This is a genomic window from Dryocola clanedunensis subsp. sulfonylureivorans, assembly GCF_016756775.1.
Classification (GTDB): domain Bacteria; phylum Pseudomonadota; class Gammaproteobacteria; order Enterobacterales; family Enterobacteriaceae; genus Dryocola; species Dryocola clanedunensis.
Map to the genome: position 1 here is coordinate 176,772 of NZ_JAERMU010000002.1, position 24,708 is coordinate 201,479.

Annotated in this window: 24 protein-coding genes; 15 read left to right on the forward strand and 9 right to left on the reverse strand. The window is 57.8% G+C overall.

All coding sequences use genetic code 11. From position 1 onward, the window contains the following. Nucleotides 1-6 precede the first annotated feature (6 nt). On the reverse strand, nucleotides 7-1,014 hold the full coding sequence (locus HYQ67_RS02630; protein WP_202301265.1) for a LacI family DNA-binding transcriptional regulator: 1,008 nt from the start codon (nucleotides 1,012-1,014) through the stop codon (nucleotides 7-9). A 196-nt stretch (nucleotides 1,015-1,210) separates the two neighbouring features. Between HYQ67_RS02630 and HYQ67_RS02635 the strand changes: the two genes are divergently transcribed. The 6 genes from HYQ67_RS02635 (at nucleotide 1,211) to HYQ67_RS02660 (ending at nucleotide 6,436) form a co-directional block, all read left to right on the forward strand. Beyond that, nucleotides 1,211-2,956, forward strand: coding sequence for a class I mannose-6-phosphate isomerase (locus HYQ67_RS02635; protein ID WP_202301266.1), 1,746 nt, complete (start codon nucleotides 1,211-1,213; stop codon nucleotides 2,954-2,956). Nucleotides 2,957-2,960: 4 nt separating this feature from the next. Next, on the forward strand, nucleotides 2,961-3,389 hold the full coding sequence (locus HYQ67_RS02640; protein WP_202301267.1) for a PTS sugar transporter subunit IIA: 429 nt from the start codon (nucleotides 2,961-2,963) through the stop codon (nucleotides 3,387-3,389). Nucleotides 3,390-3,398: 9 nt separating this feature from the next. Then, nucleotides 3,399-3,893, forward strand: coding sequence for a PTS sugar transporter subunit IIB (locus HYQ67_RS02645; protein WP_202301268.1), 495 nt, complete (start codon nucleotides 3,399-3,401; stop codon nucleotides 3,891-3,893). A gap of 11 nt (nucleotides 3,894-3,904) precedes the next feature. Further along, on the forward strand, nucleotides 3,905-4,699 hold the full coding sequence (locus tag HYQ67_RS02650) for a PTS mannose/fructose/sorbose/N-acetylgalactosamine transporter subunit IIC (protein ID WP_202301269.1): 795 nt from the start codon (nucleotides 3,905-3,907) through the stop codon (nucleotides 4,697-4,699). Beyond that, complete coding sequence (locus tag HYQ67_RS02655; RefSeq protein WP_202301270.1) at nucleotides 4,699-5,514, forward strand: PTS system mannose/fructose/sorbose family transporter subunit IID; 816 nt, start codon at nucleotides 4,699-4,701, stop codon at nucleotides 5,512-5,514. The genes HYQ67_RS02650 and HYQ67_RS02655 overlap by 1 nt, the downstream gene beginning before the upstream one ends. A 256-nt stretch (nucleotides 5,515-5,770) precedes the next feature. Beyond that, a complete protein-coding gene (locus HYQ67_RS02660; RefSeq protein ID WP_237391050.1) occupies nucleotides 5,771-6,436 on the forward strand; it encodes a glycosyltransferase family 25 protein in 666 nt (221 codons plus the stop codon). Between the two features lie 76 nt (nucleotides 6,437-6,512). Here HYQ67_RS02660 and HYQ67_RS02665 read toward each other — a convergent pair whose 3' ends face one another. From HYQ67_RS02665 to rihC, 3 genes are all read right to left on the reverse strand, one after another. Then, the gene (locus tag HYQ67_RS02665; protein ID WP_202301271.1) at nucleotides 6,513-7,295 is read right to left on the reverse strand and encodes a glucose-6-phosphate isomerase family protein; all 783 of its coding nucleotides are present in this window, start codon (nucleotides 7,293-7,295) and stop codon (nucleotides 6,513-6,515) included. Next, a complete protein-coding gene (locus tag HYQ67_RS02670; protein WP_202301272.1) occupies nucleotides 7,288-7,851 on the reverse strand; it encodes a glucose-6-phosphate isomerase family protein in 564 nt (187 codons plus the stop codon). Before HYQ67_RS02670 ends, HYQ67_RS02665 begins: the two co-directional genes overlap by 8 nt. 100 nt (nucleotides 7,852-7,951) lie before the next feature. Further along, nucleotides 7,952-8,869 (reverse strand): ribonucleoside hydrolase RihC, encoded by a 918-nt coding sequence (rihC, locus tag HYQ67_RS02675; RefSeq protein ID WP_202301274.1) that lies wholly within the window; start codon nucleotides 8,867-8,869, stop codon nucleotides 7,952-7,954. Between the two features lie 95 nt (nucleotides 8,870-8,964). On the opposite strand from rihC, the gene HYQ67_RS02680 reads away from it, so the two are divergent. The 9 genes from HYQ67_RS02680 (at nucleotide 8,965) to HYQ67_RS02720 (ending at nucleotide 18,572) form a co-directional block, all read left to right on the forward strand. After that, entirely contained in the window at nucleotides 8,965-9,696 is a 732-nt protein-coding gene (locus tag HYQ67_RS02680; RefSeq protein WP_202301276.1) for a FadR/GntR family transcriptional regulator, read from the forward strand. 98 nt (nucleotides 9,697-9,794) lie between these two features. Continuing rightward, nucleotides 9,795-10,697, forward strand: coding sequence for a 2-dehydro-3-deoxygalactonokinase (locus HYQ67_RS02685; protein WP_202301278.1), 903 nt, complete (start codon nucleotides 9,795-9,797; stop codon nucleotides 10,695-10,697). Next, nucleotides 10,694-11,341 carry a 2-dehydro-3-deoxy-6-phosphogalactonate aldolase gene (locus tag HYQ67_RS02690; RefSeq protein ID WP_202301279.1) on the forward strand — a complete coding sequence of 216 codons (648 nt, stop codon included), beginning with the start codon at nucleotides 10,694-10,696 and terminating at the stop codon, nucleotides 11,339-11,341. Before HYQ67_RS02685 ends, HYQ67_RS02690 begins: the two co-directional genes overlap by 4 nt. 4 nt (nucleotides 11,342-11,345) lie before the next feature. Beyond that, nucleotides 11,346-12,215: an SMP-30/gluconolactonase/LRE family protein gene (locus HYQ67_RS02695; protein WP_202301280.1), complete on the forward strand. Its 870-nt coding sequence runs from the start codon at nucleotides 11,346-11,348 to the stop codon at nucleotides 12,213-12,215. A 26-nt stretch (nucleotides 12,216-12,241) separates the two neighbouring features. Then, a complete protein-coding gene (locus HYQ67_RS02700; RefSeq protein WP_202301281.1) occupies nucleotides 12,242-13,666 on the forward strand; it encodes a sugar porter family MFS transporter in 1,425 nt (474 codons plus the stop codon). Between the two features lie 54 nt (nucleotides 13,667-13,720). Continuing rightward, on the forward strand, nucleotides 13,721-15,121 hold the full coding sequence (locus tag HYQ67_RS02705; protein ID WP_202301282.1) for an MFS transporter: 1,401 nt from the start codon (nucleotides 13,721-13,723) through the stop codon (nucleotides 15,119-15,121). A gap of 17 nt (nucleotides 15,122-15,138) precedes the next feature. Further along, complete coding sequence (gene ilvD, locus HYQ67_RS02710) at nucleotides 15,139-16,845, forward strand: dihydroxy-acid dehydratase (RefSeq protein ID WP_202301283.1); 1,707 nt, start codon at nucleotides 15,139-15,141, stop codon at nucleotides 16,843-16,845. Continuing rightward, complete coding sequence (locus tag HYQ67_RS02715) at nucleotides 16,845-17,750, forward strand: dihydrodipicolinate synthase family protein (protein ID WP_202301284.1); 906 nt, start codon at nucleotides 16,845-16,847, stop codon at nucleotides 17,748-17,750. Before ilvD ends, HYQ67_RS02715 begins: the two co-directional genes overlap by 1 nt. A 39-nt stretch (nucleotides 17,751-17,789) precedes the next feature. Continuing rightward, nucleotides 17,790-18,572, forward strand: coding sequence for an SDR family NAD(P)-dependent oxidoreductase (locus HYQ67_RS02720; RefSeq protein WP_202301285.1), 783 nt, complete (start codon nucleotides 17,790-17,792; stop codon nucleotides 18,570-18,572). 76 nt (nucleotides 18,573-18,648) lie between these two features. Here HYQ67_RS02720 and ispH read toward each other — a convergent pair whose 3' ends face one another. The 5 genes from ispH to ribF form a co-directional block, all read right to left on the reverse strand. After that, nucleotides 18,649-19,596 (reverse strand): 4-hydroxy-3-methylbut-2-enyl diphosphate reductase, encoded by a 948-nt coding sequence (gene ispH / locus HYQ67_RS02725; protein WP_202301286.1) that lies wholly within the window; start codon nucleotides 19,594-19,596, stop codon nucleotides 18,649-18,651. After that, nucleotides 19,577-20,047, reverse strand: coding sequence for an FKBP-type peptidyl-prolyl cis-trans isomerase (gene fkpB, locus HYQ67_RS02730; RefSeq protein ID WP_202301288.1), 471 nt, complete (start codon nucleotides 20,045-20,047; stop codon nucleotides 19,577-19,579). The genes ispH and fkpB overlap by 20 nt, the downstream gene beginning before the upstream one ends. Before the next feature lie 74 nt (nucleotides 20,048-20,121). Next, nucleotides 20,122-20,622, reverse strand: coding sequence for a signal peptidase II (gene lspA / locus HYQ67_RS02735; protein ID WP_202301290.1), 501 nt, complete (start codon nucleotides 20,620-20,622; stop codon nucleotides 20,122-20,124). Beyond that, a complete protein-coding gene (gene ileS / locus HYQ67_RS02740; protein WP_202301292.1) occupies nucleotides 20,622-23,438 on the reverse strand; it encodes an isoleucine--tRNA ligase in 2,817 nt (938 codons plus the stop codon). Before ileS ends, lspA begins: the two co-directional genes overlap by 1 nt. A 28-nt stretch (nucleotides 23,439-23,466) precedes the next feature. Then, nucleotides 23,467-24,399 (reverse strand): bifunctional riboflavin kinase/FAD synthetase, encoded by a 933-nt coding sequence (gene ribF, locus HYQ67_RS02745; RefSeq protein ID WP_202301294.1) that lies wholly within the window; start codon nucleotides 24,397-24,399, stop codon nucleotides 23,467-23,469. Between the last annotated feature and the right edge of the window lie 309 nt (nucleotides 24,400-24,708).

Genomic DNA, 24,708 nt, shown 5'->3' on the forward strand with positions numbered 1-24,708 from the left:
CAGGGTTTACTGGAAACCGCAAGACTCACGCACCACCAGAGCAGGCGGCAGGATAATGCGCTTTGGCGGCTCATCATTACCCTGTATGCGGCTTAACAGCAGCTCTCCCGCTTTACGGCCAATCTCTTTAGCGGCAACCGAAACCGTGGTCAGAGCAGGCTGCACAAGGGCTGCTTCCGTGATGTCATCGAAGCCCACCAGGGCGAAATCTTTGCCCGGCGTCCGTCCCATTTTGCGTAAAGTCTGCATAACGCCGAGCGCAACGATGTCCTGATAACAGACGGCGGCGGTGATCTCCGGGTAGCGGCTAAGCAGCGCTTCCGCCGCTTTTGCCCCGTCGCTCTGGCTGGCGGCCGTCGACACGACCCAGTCGCTGCAAGGCTGGATACGGTGCTCCAGCAGCTTGCTGCTGTAGCCGCCAATACGCTGGGCGCGGCTGATCGAGTTTTCGCTGCCGCCTATAAACGCGATGTGGCGGTGACCCAGCCGCAGAAGATGCTGTGTGGCCAGCTGTGTCCCCAGAAAATTATCCGTGCCCACAAAATCAAAGCTGACGTCGTCCAGCGGACGCACCACCATAATGGCCGGGATGCTGCGGCGTTTTAGCGTTTCGAAAAACAGCGGCGGCGTTTCACGCGCAGCGCAAAGCACCATGCCACAGGCATTGTTGCCCATCAAAGAATCGACGAATTTCTGCTGGCGAACGCCTGACTCTTCACTATTTGCCAGAAACAGCAGCAGGTCGTGCCGCTCCATCTCCTGGCTCAGCCCCGCCGTCATCTCACCGTAAAATGGGTTGGTAATATCGTGCAGCAGCAGCCCGACCTGGTTACTGGAACGGTTACGCAGGTTAGCGGCGGTCTGGTTATAGACGTAGCCAAGCTCATCTAACGCCTGCATGACGCGCCGGCGAGTCGCATCCGAAATTCGCCCCCGGTTGTGTAACACCATGGAAACCGTGGCGGTAGAAACGGACGCTCGTTGCGCCACCTGGGCCAGGGTAACAGTGCTCATTTTCGCTCCTCACTAAAGCTCGCCTTCAGAGATTAATCGAATAACCAAATAACTGCCTGTTCACCTGTGAATGGCATCACAGTTAACGGCTTCTCCCGAGATTAAATCGCGGATATGGCGGGTTAATCGCGTTAACCACCCTGTTCAAACAAGGTTAATCGATTAATCTTAAATTATCGACATCAGGGAGCCATTTATGAAGCACGCGACGTACGATAAGTATCCTGAAGTATGCATCAAAGGGTTTGAAAATCAGGCCTGGTCCGGCTGGCAGGCTATCCGCCAGGCGCTGAAGGCGCGACTGACGGACATGGGAAAAACCGTTGTAGTTATTGACTGTTACCCCGGCGTTCGGCTTGAAGCGCTGCGTGAAAAACTGATTGATACGCTTAACCCGCAGCTGCTCATCAATGCCGAAACGGCTCGCCTGAGCGAACAGCATCTGCACGATCTTCTGGCACAAAATCTGACGGACGATCGCGTGTTCGGCGTCCTTTCATGCCACCAGCTTGACGAATTTTTCTGCCCCGATAAGCTCGCCGCGCTTCAGCAGGAAGTGGAGCTGGCAAGCGGACTGGTCGTGGTGTATGGCCCCGGCGCTGCGCTGGTGCATGAGGGCGATATTCTGGTGTACGCCGATTTAGCCCGCTGGGAAATCCAGCAGCGTTTTCGTACCGGTGAGCTGGGCAACTGGGGCGCCAGCAACGAAAACGAAGATATTCTGCGCCGCTATAAACGGGCCTTTTTCATCGAATGGCGCGTGTTTGACCGCCATAAAACTCCCCTCCTGAAACGTGCCGATTTCCTGCTGGATACCAACGCGGCTGACAGCCCTGCGATGGTAAGCGGTGAAGCGCTGCGTCACGGACTACAGCAAACTACCCAGCGGCCGTTCCGCGTGGTGCCATTCTTCGACCCCGGCGTGTGGGGCGGACAATGGATGAAAGACAAATTCGATCTCGATCCCGCAAAGCCAAACTACGCATGGTGTTTTGACTGTGTGCCCGAGGAGAACAGCCTGTTACTGCGTTTTGGTGATGTGCGGATCGAGATCCCCTCTCAGGATCTGGTATTGCTCTACCCTCGCCCGCTGCTGGGCGAAAAGGTTCACTCGCGCTTTGGGGCAGAATTCCCGATCCGCTTCGATTTCCTCGACACCGTGGGCGGCCAGAACCTCAGCTTCCAGGTTCACCCGCTGACCGAATACATCCAGCAGCACTTCGGCATGCACTACACCCAGGACGAAAGCTACTACATGCTTGAAGCCGAGCCGGGGGCAGAGGTTTATCTCGGCACCAGAACGGGTATCGATCCGCAGGAAATGCTCGACGATCTGGCGAGCGCCCAGCGCGGCGAGAAAGCGTTTGACGATGAGAAATTCGTTAACCGCTTCCCGGCGCGCAAACACGATCACTTCCTGATCCCGGCGGGCACCGTTCACTGTTCCGGTTCGGGGGCGATGGTGCTGGAGATCAGCGCCACGCCGTACATCTTCACCTTCAAACTGTGGGACTGGGGTCGCCTGGGGCTGGACGGTCTGCCGCGCCCGGTACATCTGGAGCACGGCGCGCAGGTTATCGACTGGCAGCGGGATACGGCGTGGGTCACCGAGCATCTGATTAACCATTTTGAACCCGTAGCCGAAGGCGACGGCTGGCAGGAAGAGCGGACAGGGCTGCACGAGCGGGAGTTTATCGAGACGCGCCGCCACTGGTTCAACAAGCCGGTCGTTCATCACACCCACGGCGGCGTGAACGTGCTTAATCTGGTCGAAGGCATCGAGGCCCTGGTGGACAGCCCGACTGACGCCTTCGAGCCGTTCATCGTTCACTACGCCGAAACCTTTATCATCCCCGCCGCGGTCGGCGAATACCGCATTTCACCTTACGGCAGCGCCGCAGGTCAGCAGCTTGCCACCATGAAAGCCTGGGTAAGAGGATAAAAACATGATCAATATCGTTCTGGCGACACACGGCTCACTGGCCGACGCGCTGCTGACAAGCTCCCACATGGTGTACGGCGAACTGCCCCACGTTTTCCCGGTCATGCTCAGCGAAACAAAAGGCATCAACAGTTTTAGCGAAGAGTTTGCCGCCGTGCTCAAAGAGGCCAGCAAAGGGGCGGACGGAGTGATAGTGCTGTGCGATTTGCAAAGCGGCACGCCGTGGAACGTCGCCTGCCATCACGCTTTTAATCCGCAAACGCAGCCGCCCGTTGCGGTGCTGGCCGGGGTTAACTTCCCGATGCTGCTGCTCAGCGACGAGATAAAAGACCTTACCTGTCTGACAGAGGCAACCGGGCAGTTGCTGGCACAATCCCGCGACTCGCTGGTTGAGGCTCGCCTGGTCGAAACCGTGCAGTCCGATGATTTTTAAGGAGGAAAAATGAGCATTTCATTTGTGCGTATCGACGACCGGGTTATTCACGGCCAGCTTGTCACCCGCTGGGCGAAAGAGCTGCCGTGCGACGGGATTGTCGCCATCGACGACGCCGTGGCTGCCGATCCCCTGCTCTCGTCGGTGATGAAAGGGGCCGTTCAGGACATCAAGGTCTGGCTGTTCGACACCCAGACGGCGATTGAGAAGCTGCCGAAGATTATCGCCAGCGAGAAGCGTTACTTCGTGATTGGCAAATCGCCGGTCACCCTGAAACGTATAGAAGAAGCGGGGATCAGCCTGCAAAACGGCAACCGCAAGATTAACGTCGGGCCGATGAGCGCCCGCGCGGGTACCACCACCATCGGGCCTAACCAGGCGGTGACCCAGCAAGAGGCGGCAGCGTTTGATTTTCTGTCGCAGCAGGGCCACCAGGTTGAGTTTCGTCTGGTGCCGGACGCCAGCTGCTACAGCTGGCAGGACGCACGACAAAAAATCAAATAAGGGAACGCATTATGGCTTTTGAAGCTGCATTAATCGGCCTTCTCTGTTACCTCGGTGCGCTCAGTAGCCCCTGGCTATTTGGGCTGACCGGCGGCTGGTATCTGATTACCCGCCCACTGGTTTCAGGGATGCTGGTCGGGTTTATCCTCGGCGATGTCCAGACCGGGATTATCATCGGCGTCGCCGTGCAGGCGGTGTACATTGCGATGGTAACCCCGGGAGGATCGATGCCCGCCGATCTTAACTTTGTCGCCTTCCCGGCCATCGCGCTGGGGATCCTATCCAATAAGGGGCCGGAAGTAGCGGTTGCGCTGGCGGCAACCATCGGCATTGCGGGAACCGTGTTGTTCAACGCCATGATGGTGCTGAATTCCTGGTGGAACCACCGGGCGGACATCGCGCTGGAAAAAGGCGATGAGCGCGGCGTGTACCTTAACAGCGCCATCTGGCCACAGTTCACCAACTTCCTGATGCGCTTTATTCCCACCTTTATCGCCGTCTACTTTGGCGCGCAGTACATCAACGCCTTCATGGACAGCCTGCCGCACATCGTGCTGTCGACCATGAACGTGCTGGGCGGCATCCTGCCTGCGGTGGGTATCGCCATCCTGCTCAAGCAGATCATCAAAAACTACAGCATGCTGATTTACTTCCTGGTGGGCTTCATCTGCATCGTTTTCCTGAAGCTCAACATGGTGGCGCTGGTTATCGTCGGCAGCCTGCTGGCCCTGATCCACTACAACTACAAGCCGGAGCCGCAGACCGCAAGCGCGGTAAAACCGGCCGATGACGAGGATGAATTCTGATGGAAGAACGCAAACTTACCCGCCAGGATCTCAGACGCTGCTGGCGTAGCTGGATGATGTACAACCTCTCCTCAATGAGCTTTGAGCGCCTGGAATCCTTCGGCTTTTGCCTGAGCATGCTGCCGGTGGCGAAGAAGCTCTACCCTGACGAGCAGGAGCGCAAGGAGATGCTCAAGCGCCATGCTTCGTTCTATAACACCGAGCCGCAGCTCGGGGCGATTGTGAACGGCATGGTGCTGGGGCTGGAGGAGAAGCGCGCCAACGGCGAACCCATCGACGGTGAAACGATTAACACCCTGAAGGTGGGCCTGATGGGGCCGGTCGCCGGGATTGGTGATTCGATGATCCCCGGCATGTTGATCCCCATCCTGCTCAGCATCGGCATGGCGCTGGCGGCGGGCGGCAATATCCTCGGGCCGCTGTTTTACTGCGTGGCGTGGCTGGCGATTATCATCCCCGGCTCGTGGTTCCTGTTCTTAAAGGGCTACCGCATGGGGTCAACGTCCGTTGAGATGCTGGTCAGCAGCAAATCAACCCGCCTGCGCGAGGCGCTTTCGCTGCTCGGCGTCTTCGTCATGGGCGGCGTGGCGGCAAGCTACGTGAAGCTGGGCACCGGGCTGGAGTTCATCACCAAAGACGGCGTGAACATTCACCTGCAGCAGATGCTGGACGGTATCTTCCCGAACCTGCTGCCGCTTATCGTGGTCATTGGCACCTGGTATCTGATGGCGAAGCGCGGCGTGTCGCCCGTGAAAGCCATGCTGCTTTTGCTGGTTCTCGCCGCGGCTGGCGTGGCGGTTGGGCTGTTTGCCTGAGGTGACATGCTGCCCCCTGGAGAAATCTTATTTATTCGCCAGGGGCAGCAGCAATGACGAGCAAATTTAATTAATACTGAACAGAATATTTAATGCCACTTAGTTTTATGCTGTAAAATACTCTCCTTCCCGAGCAGAACGCCTGTTTATAATCCTTCATGGCGGTAAGTCATGAGTAAACCGCTTATTTCCATTTCCTTTCCCCTGCTATATAATCGATCTCGTTCTAAGCATCCGTATTGTAAAAGGATTAATAATGGATGAAGTTAACTGGAGCTTAATTGATAAAATTGTCTTTATTAATCTGGAAAGTCGCCCCGATCGATTAATTGAAATCACTGCTGAATTAAAAAAGGTCAAAGCCCCGGCAGATAAAGTCATTCATTTGAAAGCTATTAAAGAAAAAAACGGTGCCGTGGGATGTGCAAAATCACATATTGCCGCGCTGGAAATGGCCAGAGATAACGGCTGGAATAACGTTCTTATTCTTGAAGATGATATGGTTTTTGAAAATGACAGCCAGTCCTGTACCAGGCTCAATAATTTCCTCGATAAACTGGTAACGATAAGCTGGGATGTCGCTTTTCTCTCCGCCAGTTATTATATCATCAAAAAAATGACGGAAGGTTTCTACAGGGTAGAATGGGCCTACATGGCAAACAGCTACCTTGTTAACCAGCATTATTACAGGAAACTGATAAATACCTTTTCCGAGGCAATTTATCGGATGCAAAACATCGAAGCCAACGCCGGTATAGATGCCAGCTGGATAAAACTGATGGAGAAGGATAACTGGTACGGTGTTTATCCCTGCGTTGGCTATCAACGCCCGGGGCAGAGCGATATAGAAAAGAAGATTATCGATCGACGAGATCACTTTAAACGACCAATTGATGATATAAAACGCTTTGGGTCATATTAAAATGCCGTTATATACCGCAGAGATCCCCTTCTCCCCGCCTTTCCAGGGAGAAGGGAGAAGGGAGAAGGGACAAAAGCTAAGGATGAAAATTCACCCATTTCTGGGCGGCCATTCCCGGCTTCGAGATAAACTGGAAGCGGGCCGGATCATCAATAAACTGCTGGTACAGCGGCTCACCGGTGATACCAAACTCGCTGTAAATCCTCGGTGAGGTCACCTGTAACCGCCCCGGCATATAGCGGCGGTTATGCTGCCAGGCGATGTGCTCCTCCTGTAAAAGAGGATACCAGGCAAGCCCCTTCATGGCGCGCACCGCATCATATTCAAAACCGTACTCCCGATCGCACCATGCGCCAAACGTCAGCGGTTCGTCCGGTGAGGCTGAGATAGTGGCGTGCGCCCAGCCCGGCGGAACAAGCACCTTCTCCCCGGGCCCTGCGCAGACGGCGAAGCAGCGCCCCGGATCGTCCGCCACAAATTCCTGCATATAGATAATCGCTTTGCCCTGCCAGACCTCGTACAGCTCCGGCGGCGACCAGCCGCTGTGTCCGCTGATGCGGTGGATATGCCCCTGGCTACGAATGGGTTCGTCGCCCAGTCTTCCACGGGCGTAGGTCACCACGCCGAACAGCAGCATGCGCTTTTTCAGCTCGTCACGATCTTTGAGGCGGGCAACGTCCATCGCGATAGCGTACACATCCTCGGGGCCGTCGCACGTCGGATCCCGTAAAGAAGCGCGGACCTGATCCAGCTTGCGGATCTCCGGCACCGGGCCGATCACCTCTTCGCCGTAGCTGAAGCCCATCGGCGAGTGGTGGATCGCCATATCCAGACCAAAACTGCGCGCTGATTCAGCCATTTTGCACCTCCTTCGCCTGGATTTTTCCTCCGAATCCCGTCACGCGCAGGGCAAATCCCTCGGCCAGCGAACGATAATCGTGCCCGGCGACGGTCGGCCAGACGGCGAGAGCAGAAAGGATTTCAGTACCGGTATTAATGAGCCGGTGGGCTGTATTGCCCGGAATGATATGCACAGAGCCGGGTGAGACCTGCTCCAGCCGCGCCTCACCCTGCTCGTTTTGCAGCAGCAGCAGGCCGCTGCCGCGAATGCCGAAATAGACTTCACCCTGTTCGCGCCGCTGATGGAAATGTCCGCGAGTCATGTAGAACTCATCGCCTACCAGGCCAGGATGCAGGTGCGTCATACCGACGTACAGCTCCCCTTCGCCCTGCGGCGAGTCCAGCATTTCAACTTCATAAACCGGCGTATCGGCGGGAATCGCCTGCCAGGCGGTAAAATCGTGGAAGACACCGCTTAGATCGCCGCAGCGGGTTACTTTTTTAATAACGTTACCGCCCGAGAACTGGCCAGTAAGAAACGCCACGCCCGGCGGCATGCTGATGGATGTACTCATTTACTTTCTCCGGCCCAAGGAGAACTGCGTAGCCAGTATAGCCGGTTAATCGATTAACCGAAGCCTTCAAGCCGGAGAAAGTAGAGCCACTTCGCATTATTTAAGGTGCCAGCGCCAGCACCTCTGCCACCCAGGCCTGGAATCCCGCAACGTCCAGCCCTAACGCGACCCGGGCGTTGGGCTCACGCGCAAACCGCCCCTCCAGATCCACAACCGTGGTGCCCGCCGTGTACTCGCCGTGCGTTTCAACCGCCACAAAGCAGTTCTGCACGCGGAACAATTCTGGTTTTACCAGGAACGCAATCGCGCAGAGATCGTGCATGCGCAGGCCAGTCGCCATGCTGCCGCTGCGATAGTGGCTGAAAAGAGAGTGAAGCATCTTTCCGGTTTGATTCAGATGCGCAAGCTGCTGCAAATACTCAGGGCTTAGCAGCGCCGTGTTGGTCACGTCCAGCCCGCACATCACGATATCCAGCCCGCTTTCAAATACCCGCGCGGCGGCTTCGGGATCGATGGCGATATTAAATTCCGCGTTCGGCGTGAAGTTACCGCGCCCGGCCGATCCGCCCATCATCACCAGGCGTTGGATCTTGTCTTTGCAGTCCGGGTATTGCGTTAACAGCAGAGCGATATTGGTCAGCGGCCCGATGGTGACAAGCGTTACGAGCTTATCGCTGGCCTTCAGGTACTGATAAATAGCTTCACAAGCAGGCTCCGCCAGCGGCTGGCGGGAATGCTCAACGAATGTATACCCTTCCATACCCGACTCGCCGTGAACATAGGCGGCATCGCGCAGTTTACGCACCAGCGGCGTTGCGGCTCCTTTTGCCACCGGGATATCAGACTGCCAGAACTCCATTAGCGCCAATGCGTTACGCGTGGTTTTCTCTACAGAAACATTACCTGCAACGGTAGTCATCAGCTTTAAATCAAGCTGTGGGGCAAACAGCACCGCGGCAATGGCAACGGCGTCGTCTATACCAGGATCCGTATCCAGGATGATGGGGTTTCTTTCCATAAGTGGCTCTCTCTTTTAACCTTATTAGGCACATACGCCGCTCTTAGCTTACTATGTAGCTCGTTTCTGTATTTAGTCCTGGCCGGGAAATTACGATGAAAGTCACGCAGGCAAGTATTTCTGAATCCGTTACGCAGCACCTTGCGCGCCGCATCATGCATGGCGATCTCGCGCCGGGGCTTTCGCTGCCGGGCGAAAACGAGCTGGCTCAGGAATATGACGTTTCCCGGACGTCAGTGCGCAACGCCCTGCAGGTGCTGGCGGCAAAAGGCCTGATCTCCATTCAGGCGAAAAAGCGCAGCACGGTTAACGGCCGGGAACAGTGGAGCCTGCTGGATATAGACGTGCTGGGCTGGCTCTCTGAAGGGGAAGTCGATCTGCAGCTCGTTGAGCAGCTGATGGTCACGCGGCTGATCTTCGAGCCTAACGTCGCCACCCTTGCGGCGCTCAACGCCAACGGTCACGACCTGGCAGCGATGGAAGACGCGCTGCAGCTGATGCGTCAGGGCCAGCTTGAGGCGGAGCGGCCGCTGTTTGAACAAGGGGACATGGCCTTCCACCAGGCCTTACTGCGCGCGACGCACAACCCCTTCCTGCTCGCCCTCGGCAACGCCCTTTCTGCCGCAATGGAGCTCTCCTTCCGGCAAACGATAGAAAAAGACGTGCGCCAGACGAAAACCGCCATTGATGAACACTTTCAGCTGTTCGACGCCATCCGTCTGAAGCAGGTCGACAACGCCCGTCAGCAGATGCGCAGCATCGTGCTTAACGCCGCGAAGAAACGCATCTGGCACGATCGCCCGGAAATGTTCGACCACATCATCTGATCCCCTTCTGACGTAATTTCGATCGCCCTCACAGATCGTGGTTGTTTTTTGCCCTAACATTCTTGTATTACAAGATTGATTGGTTTGTATTACTTGATATGAGCAGACACTGGATCGCTATCGACTGGGGCACCACCAACTTCCGTGCATTCTTGATGCATGACGATGTTCAGGTTGCCCACATAAATCAGGCCTGCGGGCTGCTGTCCGTGGGACAGGGGGAGTTTGCCGCCACGCTGCAAAAACTTATTCAGCCGTGGCTTGAGGAGCATCCTGCCGTACCGATCGTGCTGGCGGGGATGGTTGGCTCGCAGCAAGGCTGGTTTGAAGTTGCCTACGCCCCGCTTCCCGCCACGACGCGCAGCCTTATTGAGGGAACGCGAAGAATCGCCACCTCATGGGGAAGTCCTGCGTGGATCGTGCCCGGCGTCAGCGGCACCAGTCCGTTTGGACAGCCAGATGTAATGCGCGGCGAGGAAGTCCAGCTCTTTGGCCTTTACGCTTTACACCCGGCGGCGCAGCACTACGCATTGTTGCCGGGTACGCACAGCAAACACGCGCAGATGATCAACGGCGAGATCGCCGCCTTTTCCACGTTTATGAGCGGCGAGCTGTTCGCGCTGCTCAGCCAGCACTCACTCCTCGGACGCGCCCTGCCGCCGCAACAGGAAGATGAAAATGCCTTCTTACTCGGTGTCTCGACGGCCCTGCACGGCGCGCCTTTCAGCCATTTAATTTTCTCTGCCCGCTCCCGTCGCCTTGCCGGTGAGATATCGGACGCGCACGTCCACAGCTACCTTTCCGGCCTGGTTATCGGTTATGAACTGCTGGCTTTACCCGGTGCGCAGCGCGCCTGGCTGGTTGGCAGCCCTGCTCTCACCGCTCGCTATGCGCTGGCGGCAACACAGATCGGCTTAGATCTTGTGCCGGTCAGCGGCGACGACTGTTTTATCAGCGGCCTTTGCCATCTCTATTCCCTTCTTCAGGAACACGCATCATGAACCCGACATCGTTTCTTCAGCGCTGGCAGCAGGAACCTCTGCCGCTTGTGGCTATTTTGCGCGGCATCACGCCAGACATGGCCGCAGAGGCGGCGGAAGCTCTGCTCGAGTGCGGCTTTCGCTATCTTGAAGTGCCGCTCAACAGCCCATCCCCTTACGAATCAATCAGCCTGATGCGCAAAGCCGTAGGCGATCGAGGTTATGTGGGAGCAGGCACCGTTCTGAGCGTTGAGCAGGTGGATCGGGTGGCCGAGTGCGGCGGGCAGCTGATCATCTCCCCAAATTGTGATCCCGACGTGATCGCCCATTCAGTGAGGCGCGCAATGGTCAGCCTGCCGGGCGTGATGACGCCGAGCGAGGCCTTCCGCGCAATCAGCGCCGGGGCCAGCGCGCTGAAGCTCTTCCCGGCGGAGCAGATCTCCCCGGCAATCACTAAAGCCTTCCGCGCGGTGATCCCGGCAGAAGTCGCTCTCCTGCCGGTAGGCGGCATCCAGCCCGACGCGGCCCAGATGCGCAGTTATATTCAGGCCGGTGCCAACGGCTTTGGCCTTGGCGGCGGGCTGTACCAGGCGGGCATGAGCATCGACACGCTGCGGGGCCGGGCGCTGGCATACCAGCAGGCCTGGCGCGAGTGCGCGGAGTAATATGATGGCTGACTGGAACAGTGCTGACATTCAGGTAGTAAACGACTACCGCGCACAGCTAGGTGAAACGCCCGTCTGGTGCGCACGCAGCCAGTCATTGCTGTGGGTCGATATTTTGCAGCAGCGCCTGCTGCGCTACTGGCCCGCACCCAATGGCCGCACTGAAATCCACGCCATGCCGCTTTTTACCAGCGCGGTGCTGCTGACTAATAAAGAAGAGGTTTTTCTTACCGTAAGCCAGAGCGGTATCGCGCTGTATGACTACGCCCACCAGCGCTTTGAGCCGCTTTGTGATTATCCGACGGATGCGGCAGACACCCGGCCTAACGAGGCGGCCATCGCCCCCGACGGTGCGCTCTGGTTCAGCACGATGGAGCCTGCCGCTAGCCGGACCATCGGGAGCTGGTATCGCTTTGCCTGGGGCGATGTGTCCCCGCGTCGCCTGCTGGGTAGCCAGCTCGTTCCAAATACGCTTCAGTGGCATGACGGCCACGTCTGGTTTGCGGACTCCCTGCGGCACAGTTTTTACTGCGCGCCTGCGGCCGATACTGCGCTTTCCTGCCTCACAACTCATCCTGTTGACGGCATCCCGGACGGCTCCGCGCTGACGACTTCAGGTCAGCTAATCAACGCCCGCTGGGGCCAGTCCCGGCTGGTGCGCTGCCGGCTTTCAGGCCCGCACATGCGCGAGCTGGACGCTTTGCCTTTACCGGTTCGCCAGCCCAGCAGCTGCACCTTCGGCGGGCCGGATCTCTCTACCCTTTTTATCACTTCCGCACGCGACGGGCTTTTACAGCCCGGCGCAACGGACGGCGCTCTGCTTTGCACGGCGACCAGGCTTACCGGCCAGCCTGCCGGTCACTTCGTTTACTAAAATTATAAAACTATCAAGGTGTTATTATGAACACGGCTACCCACCCTACAAAAACGAACCGGCAGACGTACCTCGTCTGCTTCCTTGCGGCCCTGGCCGGACTGCTGTTCGGTCTGGATATGGGCGTCATTGCGGGCGCACTGCCCTTCATCGCCCATGAATTTAGCCTCAGCAGCCACCACCAGGAGATAGTCGTCAGCATCATGATGTTTGGCGCCGCTCTTGGTGCGCTGTGCAGCGGTCCGATGTCCTCCTCGCTTGGCCGCAGAAAAAGCCTGCTGCTGGGCGCTGCGCTGTTTGTCATCGGCTCCGTCGGCTGCGCCCTTGCCCATAATATGGAAATTCTTTCGGTTTCCCGCTTTATCCTCGGCCTGGCGGTGGGCGTGGCCTCGTTTACCGCGCCGCTTTATCTGTCTGAAATCGCCCCGGAGCGCATTCGCGGCAGCATGATCTCTCTGTACCAGCTGATGATCACCATCGGTATTCTGGCGGCGTTCCTCTCCGACACGGCGCTGAGCTCCGGCGGCCACTGGCGCTGGATGCTCGGGGTGATCACCTTCCCGGCCATCATTCTGTTCGTCGGCGTGCTGACGCTGCCGGAAAGCCCGCGCTGGCTGGCAATGAAAGATCGCCATGAGCTTGCCGGTAAGGTGCTCAGGCTTCTGCGTAATTCAGATAAAGAGGCCCAGCAGGAGCTGGATCAGATCCGCGAAAGCGTGATGATGAAACAGCGCGGCTGGCAGCTGTTCCGCAAAAATACCCACTTCCGCCGCTCAACTTACCTGGGCGTGCTGCTGCAGTTTATGCAGCAGTTCACCGGCATGACGGTGATCATGTACTACGCGCCGAAGATCTTCGAAATCGCGGGCTTCTCTACCACTAAAGAGCAGATGTGGGGAACGGTAATTGCCGGGCTGACCAACGTGCTGGCGACCTTTATCGCCATTGGCCTGGTGGATAAATGGGGGCGTAAGCCGATCCTCAAACTTGGTTTCTCCGTCATGGCGGTTTGCATGGGGATCCTTGGCTACATGTTCTACAGCGGCATCACCAACCCGACGGAGCAGTACTCCGCCGTTATCGTGCTGCTGATCTTTATCGTCGGCTTCGCAATGAGCGCAGGCCCGCTGATCTGGGTGCTCTGCTCGGAGATCCAGCCGCTGGCCGGGCGCGACTTTGGCGTCACCTGCTCCACCATGGCGAACTGGATCGCTAACATGATCATCGGCGCGACCTTCCTGACGCTCATCGACACCATCGGCAGCCCGAATACTTTCTGGCTGTACGGCGTGCTGAACGTGGTCTGCATCGTGCTGACCATCCTCTTCGTCCCCGAAACCAAGAACATTTCACTGGAGCACATTGAACGCAACCTGATGCGCGGCGAGCCCCTGCGCCACATCGGGCGGCAGCTAAGCACCAATAGCCCGATCGCCGCCACGGCGAAATAACTAATAAGCCCGGGCCGCCGAGGCTCGGGCAATTTACACCTCTGGAGAAAGACTATGAACGAGACGCTGGACAGCAAATCATCGGCCAAAGCCGCTGAGTCGCGGGTTTACAGTAAGATCACGCGACGCCTGATTCCCTTTTTAATCCTCTGCTACTTCTTCGCCTACCTGGATCGCGTTAACGTCGGCTTCGCCAAGCTGCACATGCAGGATGCGCTGAGCTTCAGCGACACGGTCTACGGGCTGGGGGCCGGGATTTTCTTTATCGGCTACTTCCTGTTTGAGATGCCGAGCAACCTGCTGATGCAGCGCTTCGGCCCCCGCTTCTGGATAGCCAGAATTATGGCAACCTGGGCGGTGCTCTCCGCAGGCATGATGTTTGTCACCACGCCAACGCAGTTCTACGTCGTGCGCTTCCTGCTGGGCGTGGCGGAAGCGGGCTTCTTCCCCGGCATCGTGTTCTACCTTACGCTGTGGTTCCCGTCATGGCGTTCGGCCCGCACGCTCGGGCTGTTTATCCTCGTCACCCCGCTTTCCACCATCATCGGCAGCCCGCTTTCGGGCCTGATCCTCAAGCTGTTTGAGGACGTCGGCGGCCTGCATAACTGGCAGTGGCTGTTCCTGGTGGAAGCCGTTCCGTCGTTCCTGCTGGCCTTCGTGGTGCTGCGCTACCTGGATAACGACGTGAAATCCGCCAGATGGCTGAGCGACGCAGAAAAGCAGATTGTCTTTGACGACCTGCGCAAAGATGCCGTCAACCGCGAACGGGCCAACCGGGGCAAGGTGGACAGCAGCCTGAAGGGCATGCTCGCTAACGGCTACGTCTGGCTGCTGGCGCTGGTGTTCTTCAGCTTTAACATCGGCTACTACGGCATCAACTTCTGGCTGCCGTCGATTATCAAAAGCTCCGGCGTGAACGACGATTTCTACATCGGCCTGCTCGCCGCCCTGCCCTACATCTTTGGCGCGGCCTTTATGGTGTGGAACAGCCGCCACTCCGACCTGAAGCAGGAGCGCCGCTGGCATATCGCGATACCGGCGCTGATTGGCTGCGTTGGCCTTGCATTAAGCGCTTATTGCAGCGGCTCCACCTTCTGGATGATGGCGTGGATCTGCGTGGCAATGTCCGGCACCCTGGCGCTGATCCCTACTTATATCAGCCTGCCCGGCGCCCTGCTTTCCGGCACGGCCGCCGCAGCCGGGATCGCCTTCGTCAATTCCGTGGGTAACCTGGCGGGCTTCTTTGGCCCAACTGTGCTGGGCTGGCTGAAAGATGCCACCGGGCGCACCGACCTCGGCCTGTACATTCTGGCGGGCTTCCTGCTGCTCTGCGCCCCGCTGATTCTGGCCCTGCCGGCCCGTCTCGCTAACCCAAAAAAAGTTATCGCTGTCCCTGAACAGAACACCGCGCAGCCTGACGCTGCACACCCTGACAATGCGGCTCTTCGCCGCTAAGAAAAGAGACTGAAATTATGAGTGGATGTGGAGGATGTGCCAGCTGTGGCACGCATTTCAACCCAATCCTTGAAGGTGACGACGGCGCGCTGAAACGTGCGCTGTACAAATCAATGGGCCATAGCGATGAGCAGCTTCGCCGCCCGGTGATTGCCGTGGTGAACAGCTACACCAACGCGACGGCGGGACACGCCAATCTTAACGAGCTGACGGCCAAAGTGCTGGAGGGTATTGAAGAGGCAGGCGGCGTCGGCATGGTCTTTGGCACCATTGCCCCGTGCGATGGCATCGCTGAAGGTCACCTTGGCATGCGCTATATTCTCGCCGCTCGCGAGGTGATTACCGCCTCCATTGAAGTGATGATGCGCGCCCACCGTTTCGACGGCATGGTGCTGCTTGGCTCCTGCGACAAAATCGTTCCGGCGATGCTGATGGCCGCCGCGCGGCTGGATATCCCGGCGATTATGGTCAACGGTGGGCCAATGTATCCCGCTGAATACAAAGGTAAACACTGGGACGGCAACATCGTTACCGAGGCCATCGGCTGGAAAAAACGCGGCGAAATCACCGAAGAAGAGTTCGCGCACATCGAGAACATTGCCGAGCCGGGGCCGGGCTCCTGCACCATGTACGGCACCGCTAACACCATGTGCTGCATCGGTGAAGTGCTGGGCATGAGCCTGCCGGGCAGCAGTACCCTGCCCGCCGTCTCGCCGGAGCGTCGCGAATGCGCCGTAGAAACGGGCCGTCAGGCCGTCAGGCTGGTGCTGGACGGGGTTAACGCTCGCCAGATCATCACGCCGGAATCTATCCGCAACGCGATGGTTTATCTGCTGGCGACCGGCGGCTCCACGAACGCGATCCTGCATTTGCAGGCCATTTACTATGAGGCCGAGCTGGGTCATTTGCCGCTCTCCGCGTTTGATGAGCTCAGCCATCATGTGCCGCTGGTTGCCTCACTCTATCCGGCCTCCGAACACGACATGATCGACTTCTGGGAAGCTGGCGGCGTGCGGGCCGTGGAGTATGAAATCAGCAGGCTGATGAATCTTGATGCGCTGACGGTAGCGGGCAAAACCAAGCGCGATCTGCTCGCCCAAACGCAGCGAAGCTGCCGCCCGGAAGTCATCCATACGCTTGCTATCCCGGTACGTAACGAAGCGGGCGTAGCCGTACTTCACGGCAATTTGTCTCCGCTCGGCTGCGTGGTGAAACCCGCCGCCGTGCCGGAGAATCTAATGGTGTTCCGTGGCCCGGCCGTTGTCTTTAACAGCGAGCAGGAGTCCGTGGACGCGATAATGTCCGGCCAGATCCAGCCGGGCAGCGTGCTGGTGCTGCGCTACGAGGGGCCAAAAGGCGGGCCGGGAATGCCGGAGATGTATAAGCCGATGAAATCTCTTGAGGGGATGGGCCTGTCCGATACCTGTGCGCTTATCACCGACGGGCGTTTCTCCGGCTCTAATCGCGGCCTGTTCGTCGGGCATATCTCGCCGGAAGCGGTGGACGGCGGCGAGCTGGGCCTGGTGGAAGACGGCGATGAAATCTCCATTGATATCCCCATGCGCACCCTGACGCTCCACGTTGATGAATCCACGCTGGCGACCCGCCGCGAAAGCTGGAAGCCGGTAAACAAAGAGGTTCCGCGCGGCTTCCTGCGGTTATATCGCCGCTGGGCGCTGCCTGCTGCGCAAGGTGCGGTACTGGCGGACAGGGAGGACGACTGATGCAAAAGCACTATGCGGCGCAGGATATCATCGGCGTTAACCCGATAACCGCCATGCCGTTTACCGCCAGCGGTGAAATCGATGAGGCGAGCCTGATCCGCCTGCTGGAACATCTGGCGGATAGCGGCGCGCAGGGCACCACCCTGTTTGGCATCGCCAGCGAATTCCCCAAGCTGGACGACCACGAGCGCGATCGGCTGGCGCAGATTTTTGTCACTACGCTTGCGGGCAGCCCGCTTTACCGTGCGATGTCCATCACCGACCACAGTACGGAACTGGCGGTAAAGCGCGCTCGCCGGTACGCCAGCCTGGGCGCGGATGCACTGATGCTGCTACCGCCTTTCTTCCTGCAGCCAAACCAGCAAGCAATTCAGGAACACATTTTTGCCGTGCTCGAAGCGGTGGATATTCCAGTGATGGTGCAATATGCACCGGGAGAAACCGGCCTGGCTATTACCCCGGAGCAGCTGGCAGAGGTCGCCGCCCGCTATCCCCATGCCGTTTTCAAAATCGAATGTAACCCGCCGGTAGACTACACCCGCGAGTTTCTGGCTAAGGCACCGCAGGCCAGCGTGCTTAACGGCTATGCCGGGCTGTATATGCTGCAAATGCTCGAAGCGGGCGGCAAGGGCGTGATGCCGGGCTGCTCGTTTACCGAGGTCTACGTGCAGATTTATCGCCACTGGCTTAAAGGGGAACAGCAGCAGGCCGAAGCGTTACACACCGCGCTGCTGCCGTACATCCAGCGCTGGATGAGCCACTGCGAATACATCATCCAGGCTGAGAAAACGATTCTGATGCGGCGCGGGATCATTGCCAGCGACTACTGCCGCAGGCCGGGCTGGGCGCTTACCGCCGAAGACGGCCTGCTTATCGATAAATTTATCGCCGACTTCCAACTATAATTTTAAGGCTGCGGCCTGCCCGCAGCCACCGAGGTTTCCATGACAAATCAAAACACAGCCCGAGTGGTTATCGTCACCGGCACCAGCCAGGGAATCGGCCACGCTATCGCACAAACCTATCTTAACAACGGCGATATCGTGATCGGCTGCGCCTTTTCAGCCCTCGATAAAGCGCCGCTGGCCCAGAAAATGCTGGCCGAAAATCCTGATCGCTACTTTTACTATTCGGTAGACGTCACCAGCACGGAAGCCATCAAACGGTTCGTTGACGAGGTCGAGGCCCTGTTTGGCCGCATAGACGTTGTTGTCTCCAACGCCGGGAAGAACGTCTTTAAGGGGATCGACTGCGAGGAGAGCGACTGGGCGCACAACTTCGATTTGAACCTGCGCTCCCACTGGTATCTGGCTAAATGCGCCCGCCCGGCGCTGCAAAAAAGCAAAGGCGTGATTGTTATCATCACCTCCAACCATGCGTTTTCCACCATGCCGGGCTGCGCACCTTACAACATCAGCAAACGCGCGCTGCTCTCGCTGGTGCAAAGCCTGACTATTGAATGGGGGCCAGAAATTCGCACCGTGGGGATCGCCCCCGGCTTCATCGACACCGACGGCAACCAGACGTGGTTTGACTCCCACGCCGACGGCAAAGCCGCACGCGAGAAAACCATTAAGAAACACCCCGTAGGCCGGATTGGCCGCCCGGAAGAAGTCGGCGATCTTTGTTTGTTCTTATCCAGCGACAGGGCCGGGTTCATAGCGGGAACGACGATTGTGATGGACGGCGGGCGCAGCGCGATAATGCAGGACGAGGACGACGCTTAGCAAAATGGGGAGCCGAAGCTCCCCATTTAAAACTGGCAAAAAAGGTGGATGACGCTATCGCTTATCCACCCTACGCCTACACTTCTTTGGCATCGATACGCAGCTCGCGCGGCACTTCAAACACGATGTTTTCTTCACGGCCGGTCAGCTCTCGGGTTTCGCTGCCGCCAAGCTCACGCAGGCGGGCAAGCACGTTCTGCACCAGCACATCCGGGGCAGAAGCACCGGCGGTGACGCCAACGCATTTCGCGCCGGTCACCCACTCTTCCTGGATGTCCGTCGCGTCGTCAATCAGATACGCCGCTTTCCCCATGCGCTGGGCAAGCTCCGCCAGGCGGTTGGAGTTAGAAGAGTTCTTCGAGCCGACGACCAGCACCACGTCCGCCTCGTCTGCCAGCGCACGCACGGCTTCCTGACGGTTAGTGGTGGCATAGCAGATATCGTCTTTGCGCGGCCCGATGATTTTCGGGAAGCGTTGGCGCAGCGCGTCAATCACATCGGAAGTATCATCCACCGACAGCGTGGTCTGGGTCATAAACGACAGTTTGCCTTCGTTTTTGACGTTCAGCCTGCTGACATCCTCCGGCGACTCCACCAGGTACATGCCCCCTTTCGGGTTGCTGTACTGGCCCATGGTGCCTTCCACTTCCGGGTGGCCGGCGTGGCCAATCAGAATGGATTCTTCACCACGGCGGCTGGCGCGCGCCACTTCCATATGCACTTTGGTGACCAGCGGGCAGGTCGCATCGAATACCGTTAAATCACGGCCTTTGGCTTCGTTGCGCACCGCCTGGGAAACGCCGTGCGCCGAGAAGATCAGAATCGCGCCGTCCGGCACTTCGCTGATTTGCTCGATGAAAATCGCTCCGCGCTCGCGCAGGCTGTCCACCACGTAGCGGTTATGCACCACTTCATGACGAACGTAAATTGGCGCGCCGTAGATAGCCAGCGCGTTTTCCACAATGCTGATAGCGCGGTCGACCCCGGCACAAAAGCCGCGTGGGTTAGCCAACAGGATCTGCATGCAACGCCTCCAGTACCGGGTTGACTTCCAGTACTTCGATATCAAAATGAATGGTTTGCCCGGCGAGAGGATGGTTAAAGTCAACGGTGATGGAATCCCCGTTCACTTCGCGCACCACGCCCGGCATCTCGCTGCCATCCATTGCGGTAAAAAGCATAATCGCGCCCGGCTCCGGCTCCCCCGCGTCGATGAATTCACGACGTGAGAAGTACTGGATCATGTCCGGGCTTGGGATACCAAACGCGGATTCCGGGGCCAGCGAAAAAGCCTTTTTGTCGCCAGCCTTGAGGCCGACAAGCTGGTCTTCCATACCCGGCGACAGGGTTTCATCGCCAAGGGTGAAGAGCGCCGGTTTGCCGTTGTTACGGGTGGACTCGGCGGTGGAACCATCTTCGAGTTTCAGCGTGAAATGCACCAAAACGCGGCTGTTAGCTTGTACAGATTCAGACATGCAGTAGAGCCTATTATTGTGGCGGGGGCGCTAACGCCTGCCCGCCCTACAAATCAAACGGCACGCAGGCCGGATTATGCCGCTTTCTTCTTCCCGTCAGAGACGAAGAACCCTTCCAGCACAATCAGCGCCGCGCCGATACAGATTGCCGTATCGGCCAGGTTGAAGGTGGCAAAGTGCCAGTCGCCGACGTAGAAGTCGATCATGTCGACCACGAAACCGTGCCAGAGCCTGTCGAACAGGTTGCCGAGCGCGCCGCCGATGATTAAAGCATAGGCGATATTGTTCAGCTTCTGGGTCGCTTTTGCGCGATACATCAGCACCGCCAGCACTACGCAGATACCCACCGCGATACCGGCAAAGAACCAGCGCTGCCAGCCGCCTTTGTCCGCCAGGAAACTAAACGCCGCGCCGTAGTTACGGGCGTAGTGCAGGTTCAGCGACGGGAACAGCGAGACGGTGTCCCCCAGCATGAAATGCTGGAGGATCAGGTACTTGCTTCCCAGGTCGATGATTAACACCACGGCCACCAGCCACAGCCAGCGCAGGCCGGTAGAAAGAATCGGTTTACTCATCAGGCGAACTTACGCTTTTCGCCGTCACCGGCTACGTTGCTGACACAGCGGCCGCAGATTTCTGCGTGTTCCGCTACCTGACCGACGTCGGTGGTGTAATGCCAGCAGCGCGGGCACTTCTCACCGTCGGCTTTACGCAAGGCGACTTTCAGGCCTTTAAGGATTTCGCTCGGCTGAGCGTCTTCCGTTGCCTGCGCATAATCGGCAACCTGGCTACCTGAGGTCAACAGGACAAATCGCAATTCATCGCCCAGGGCGTTGAGCTTCGCCGCCAGATCGCTGTCCGCATACAGGGTGACTGCCGCTTCCAGAGAACCGCCAACGCGCTTGTCGGCGCGAGCCTGCTCAATGACCTTGTTCACTTCGCCGCGCACGGTCAGCAGGGTATCCCAGTAGTCGTTGTTCATCTCTTCGGCGTTATCCAGGCCAAACAGACCTTCGTACCACTCGCCGGTGAAGACGTACTGCTCGCGTTTACCCGGCAGGAAGCCCCAGATTTCGTCGGCGGTGAAGGACATGATCGGTGCCATCCAGCGAACCAGCGCTTCTGCAATGTGATACAGAGCGGTCTGGCAGCTGCGGCGCGCCACGCTGTCAGGCTTCGCGGTGTACTGACGGTCTTTGATGATGTCGAGATAGAACGAGCCCATTTCGACGGAGCAGAAGCGCATCAGGCGCTGCACCACTTCGTGGAAGTCGTAGTTCTCGTAGGAGGCCAGGATATCCGCCTGCGCTTCTTGCGCACAGCCAACGGCCCAACGATCCAGCTTCACCATCTCTTCTGGTTTCACCATGTCGGTTTCAGGGTTGAAGCCGTTCAGGTTAGCCAGCAGGAAGCGCGCGGTGTTACGGATGCGACGATATGCATCGGCAGCACGCTTGAGGATTTCGTCGGAAACCGCCATTTCACCGGTGTAGTCGGTAGATGCCACCCACAGGCGCAGGATATCCGCGCCCAGCTTGTTCATCACGTCCTGCGGAGAAACGGTGTTGCCGATGGATTTGGACATCTTGCGGCCCTGACCATCTACGGTGAAGCCGTGGGTCAGCACCTGGCGGTAAGGCGCTTTGCCTTTCATCGCCGTGGAGATCATCAGGGAGGACATGAACCAGCCGCGGTGCTGATCCGACCCTTCCAGATACATGTCCGCCGCGTGGCCGTTGAACTCAGGGCGCACGTCCACAACGGATGAGTGGGTTGAACCGGAGTCGAACCACACGTCCAGGGTGTCCGGCACTTTGGTGTAGTTGTCGGCGTCGTCACCCATGATGTCGCGCGGGTCTAAATCCCACCATGCCTGGATGCCGTCTTGTTCGACTCGTTTAGCCACTTCTTCCATCAGTTCCAGCGTGCGCGGGTGCAGTTCTTCCGTCTCTTTATGGACGAACAGAGACATTGGCACGCCCCAGGTGCGCTGACGGGAGATGCACCAGTCCGGACGGTTAGCAACCATGGATTCAATGCGCGCCTGGCCCCAGTCCGGGATCCACTGCACGCCTTTGATCTCTTTCAGGGACTGCTCGCGCAGGCCTTTCTGATCCATGCTGATAAACCACTGCGGCGTGGCGCGGAAGATGATTGGCGTTTTATGACGCCAGCAGTGCGGGTAGCTGTGCAGCAGTTTTTCAACGTGCAGCAGAGCACCTTTATCGCGCAGGATGTTGACGATCAGATCGTTGGCTTTAAAGACCTGCACGCCGTCCAGACCTTCATAGGTACCAGGCAGGTAGCAGCCGTCCGGGCCAACCGGGTTAGCGATTTCCAGACCGTATTTCTGGCTGATCACATAGTCGTCAGGACCGTGACCACCTGCGGTATGCACCGCACCGGTACCTGCATCCAGGGTAACGTGGTCGCCCAGAATCACCGGCACATCGAAAGCCAGGAACGGATGCTTAAAGCGCATCAGCTCAAGCTCTGCACCTTTCGCTTCGCCCAGCACTGTCCAGTCGCTGATTGCCGCGCTTTTCATTACGCTTTCAAGCAGATCTTTAGCCACGATCAGCGCCTGGCCATCAACCTGCACCAGCACGTATTCGAATTCAGCGTTCAGGGACACCGCACGGTTAGACGGCAGCGTCCACGGGGTGGTTGTCCAGATAACCAGAGAAACCGGGCCGGTCACCGCAGCCGCACCAAACTTCGCTTTTACCGCGTCGGCATCGACGGCCTGGAAACTAACAAAGATGGAAGGAGACGTTTTGTCGTAGTACTCGACTTCCGCTTCAGCCAGCGCTGAACGGCAGTCGACGCACCAGTGAACTGGCTTAGCCCCTTTATGCAGGTGGCCGTTACCGATGATTTTACCGAGCGCACGGATGATGTTCGCTTCGGTGTTGAAATCCATGGTCAGGTACGGACGCGACCAGTCGCCCAGCACGCCTAAGCGGATGAAGTCTTCGCGCTGGCCGTCAACCTGCTCTGCCGCGTACTTACGGCACGCCGCACGGAATTCCGCCGCGGACACTTTTTCGCCCGGCTTGCCGATCAGCTGTTCTACTTTCAGCTCGATTGGCAGACCGTGGCAGTCCCAGCCCGGCACATACGGCGAGTCAAAACCGGAAAGCCCTTTGGACTTAACGATAATGTCTTTCAGAATCTTGTTTACGGAGTGACCAATATGAATGCTGCCGTTCGCGTAAGGAGGGCCATCGTGCAAAATAAAGGACTTCTTGCCTTTTTTTGCAGTACGGATGATGCCGTACAGGTCATCATCGTTCCAGCGCGCCAGCATGCCCGGTTCGCGTTTAGCGAGATCGCCACGCATCGGGAACCCTGTTTCCGGCAAGTTCAGGGTAGATTTAAAGTCACTCATTAGATTCTCGGTTCCGTAGTTAGCTTGCTCAGGTATTAGAGCCAAAAAATTCGCGGGCGGTTACTACATCGTTAACGATCTGCGCTTTCAGTTCATCGAGCGAAGCGAAGCGCTGTTCATTGCGTATTTTTTTACGCAGCACCACATCTATATGGTGTCCATACAGGTCCATTGCAACATCCAGCAAATGGACTTCTAACTGCTGGCGCATTCCCGCCACCGTAGGGCGGGTGCCGATATTGGCAACGCCAGGAAGCAGCCTGTCGCCGAGGCCCGCCACTTCTACCGCATAGACCCCTTTTACCGGGGAGACCTGACGACGCAGCGGTATATTCGCCGTCGGAAAACCTATGGTGCGGCCCAGCTCGTCGCCGTGGACAACGCGTCCGGAGATGATAAACGGATGCCCGAGCAGGCTTTTTGCAAGCTCGAGGTTGTCATCCGCCAGCGCCTGGCGAACCGCCGTGCTGCTAATGCGCACGCCACCTTCGCAGTAAGTCTGCGTGCTGATGACGTTAAAGCCGTATTCCAGGCCAGCCTTCTGTAATAACAAGAAATCCCCCTGGCGACCAGCACCAAAGCGGAAATCATCCCCGACGGCGAGAAATTTCACCCCGAGGCGGTTAACCAGCAGATCGCTGACAAAGTTTTGCGCCGTGAGGGCGGCGAAGCGGCGGTCAAACCGCACGCAAAGCACATAGTCCACGCCGCACTCAGCAAGATAACGTAGCTTTTCGCGCAGCCGGGTTAAGCGCGCGGGCGCCTGGCCTGCGGCAAAAAGCTCCAGCGGCTGAGGCTCGAAAATCATCACCATGACCGGAAGGTTGCGCGCACGCCCCTCCTCACACAGCCCTTGTAGCAGAGACTTGTGGCCTCGATGCACGCCATCAAAATTACCAATGGTGAGGACACACCCGTGGTGATTCTGGCGTAAATTATGTATGCCGCGTATCAGCTTCATGGCTGGCTCAAAACAGTGGAAATCGGCGGATTATATCAACTACCGCGATGAACGTTAACCAGCGATTGTCCGTTTGACATAAAGCTTTAAGGTTTTCATTACGCTGGGGGACGCTTTTGCGTCGCTTAGCCGTTATTGATGGATTTTTGTTAGCTAAAGGCTGTATTCGCAGGCCCGATGCTGGTAGAATCCGCGCCATCACAACGTAAGAGGTGTCGGAAAGTTAACGGCGCTTATTTGCACAAATCCATTGACAAAAGAAGGCTAACCGGGCATATTCCTCGGCCTTTGAATTGTCCACATAGATCA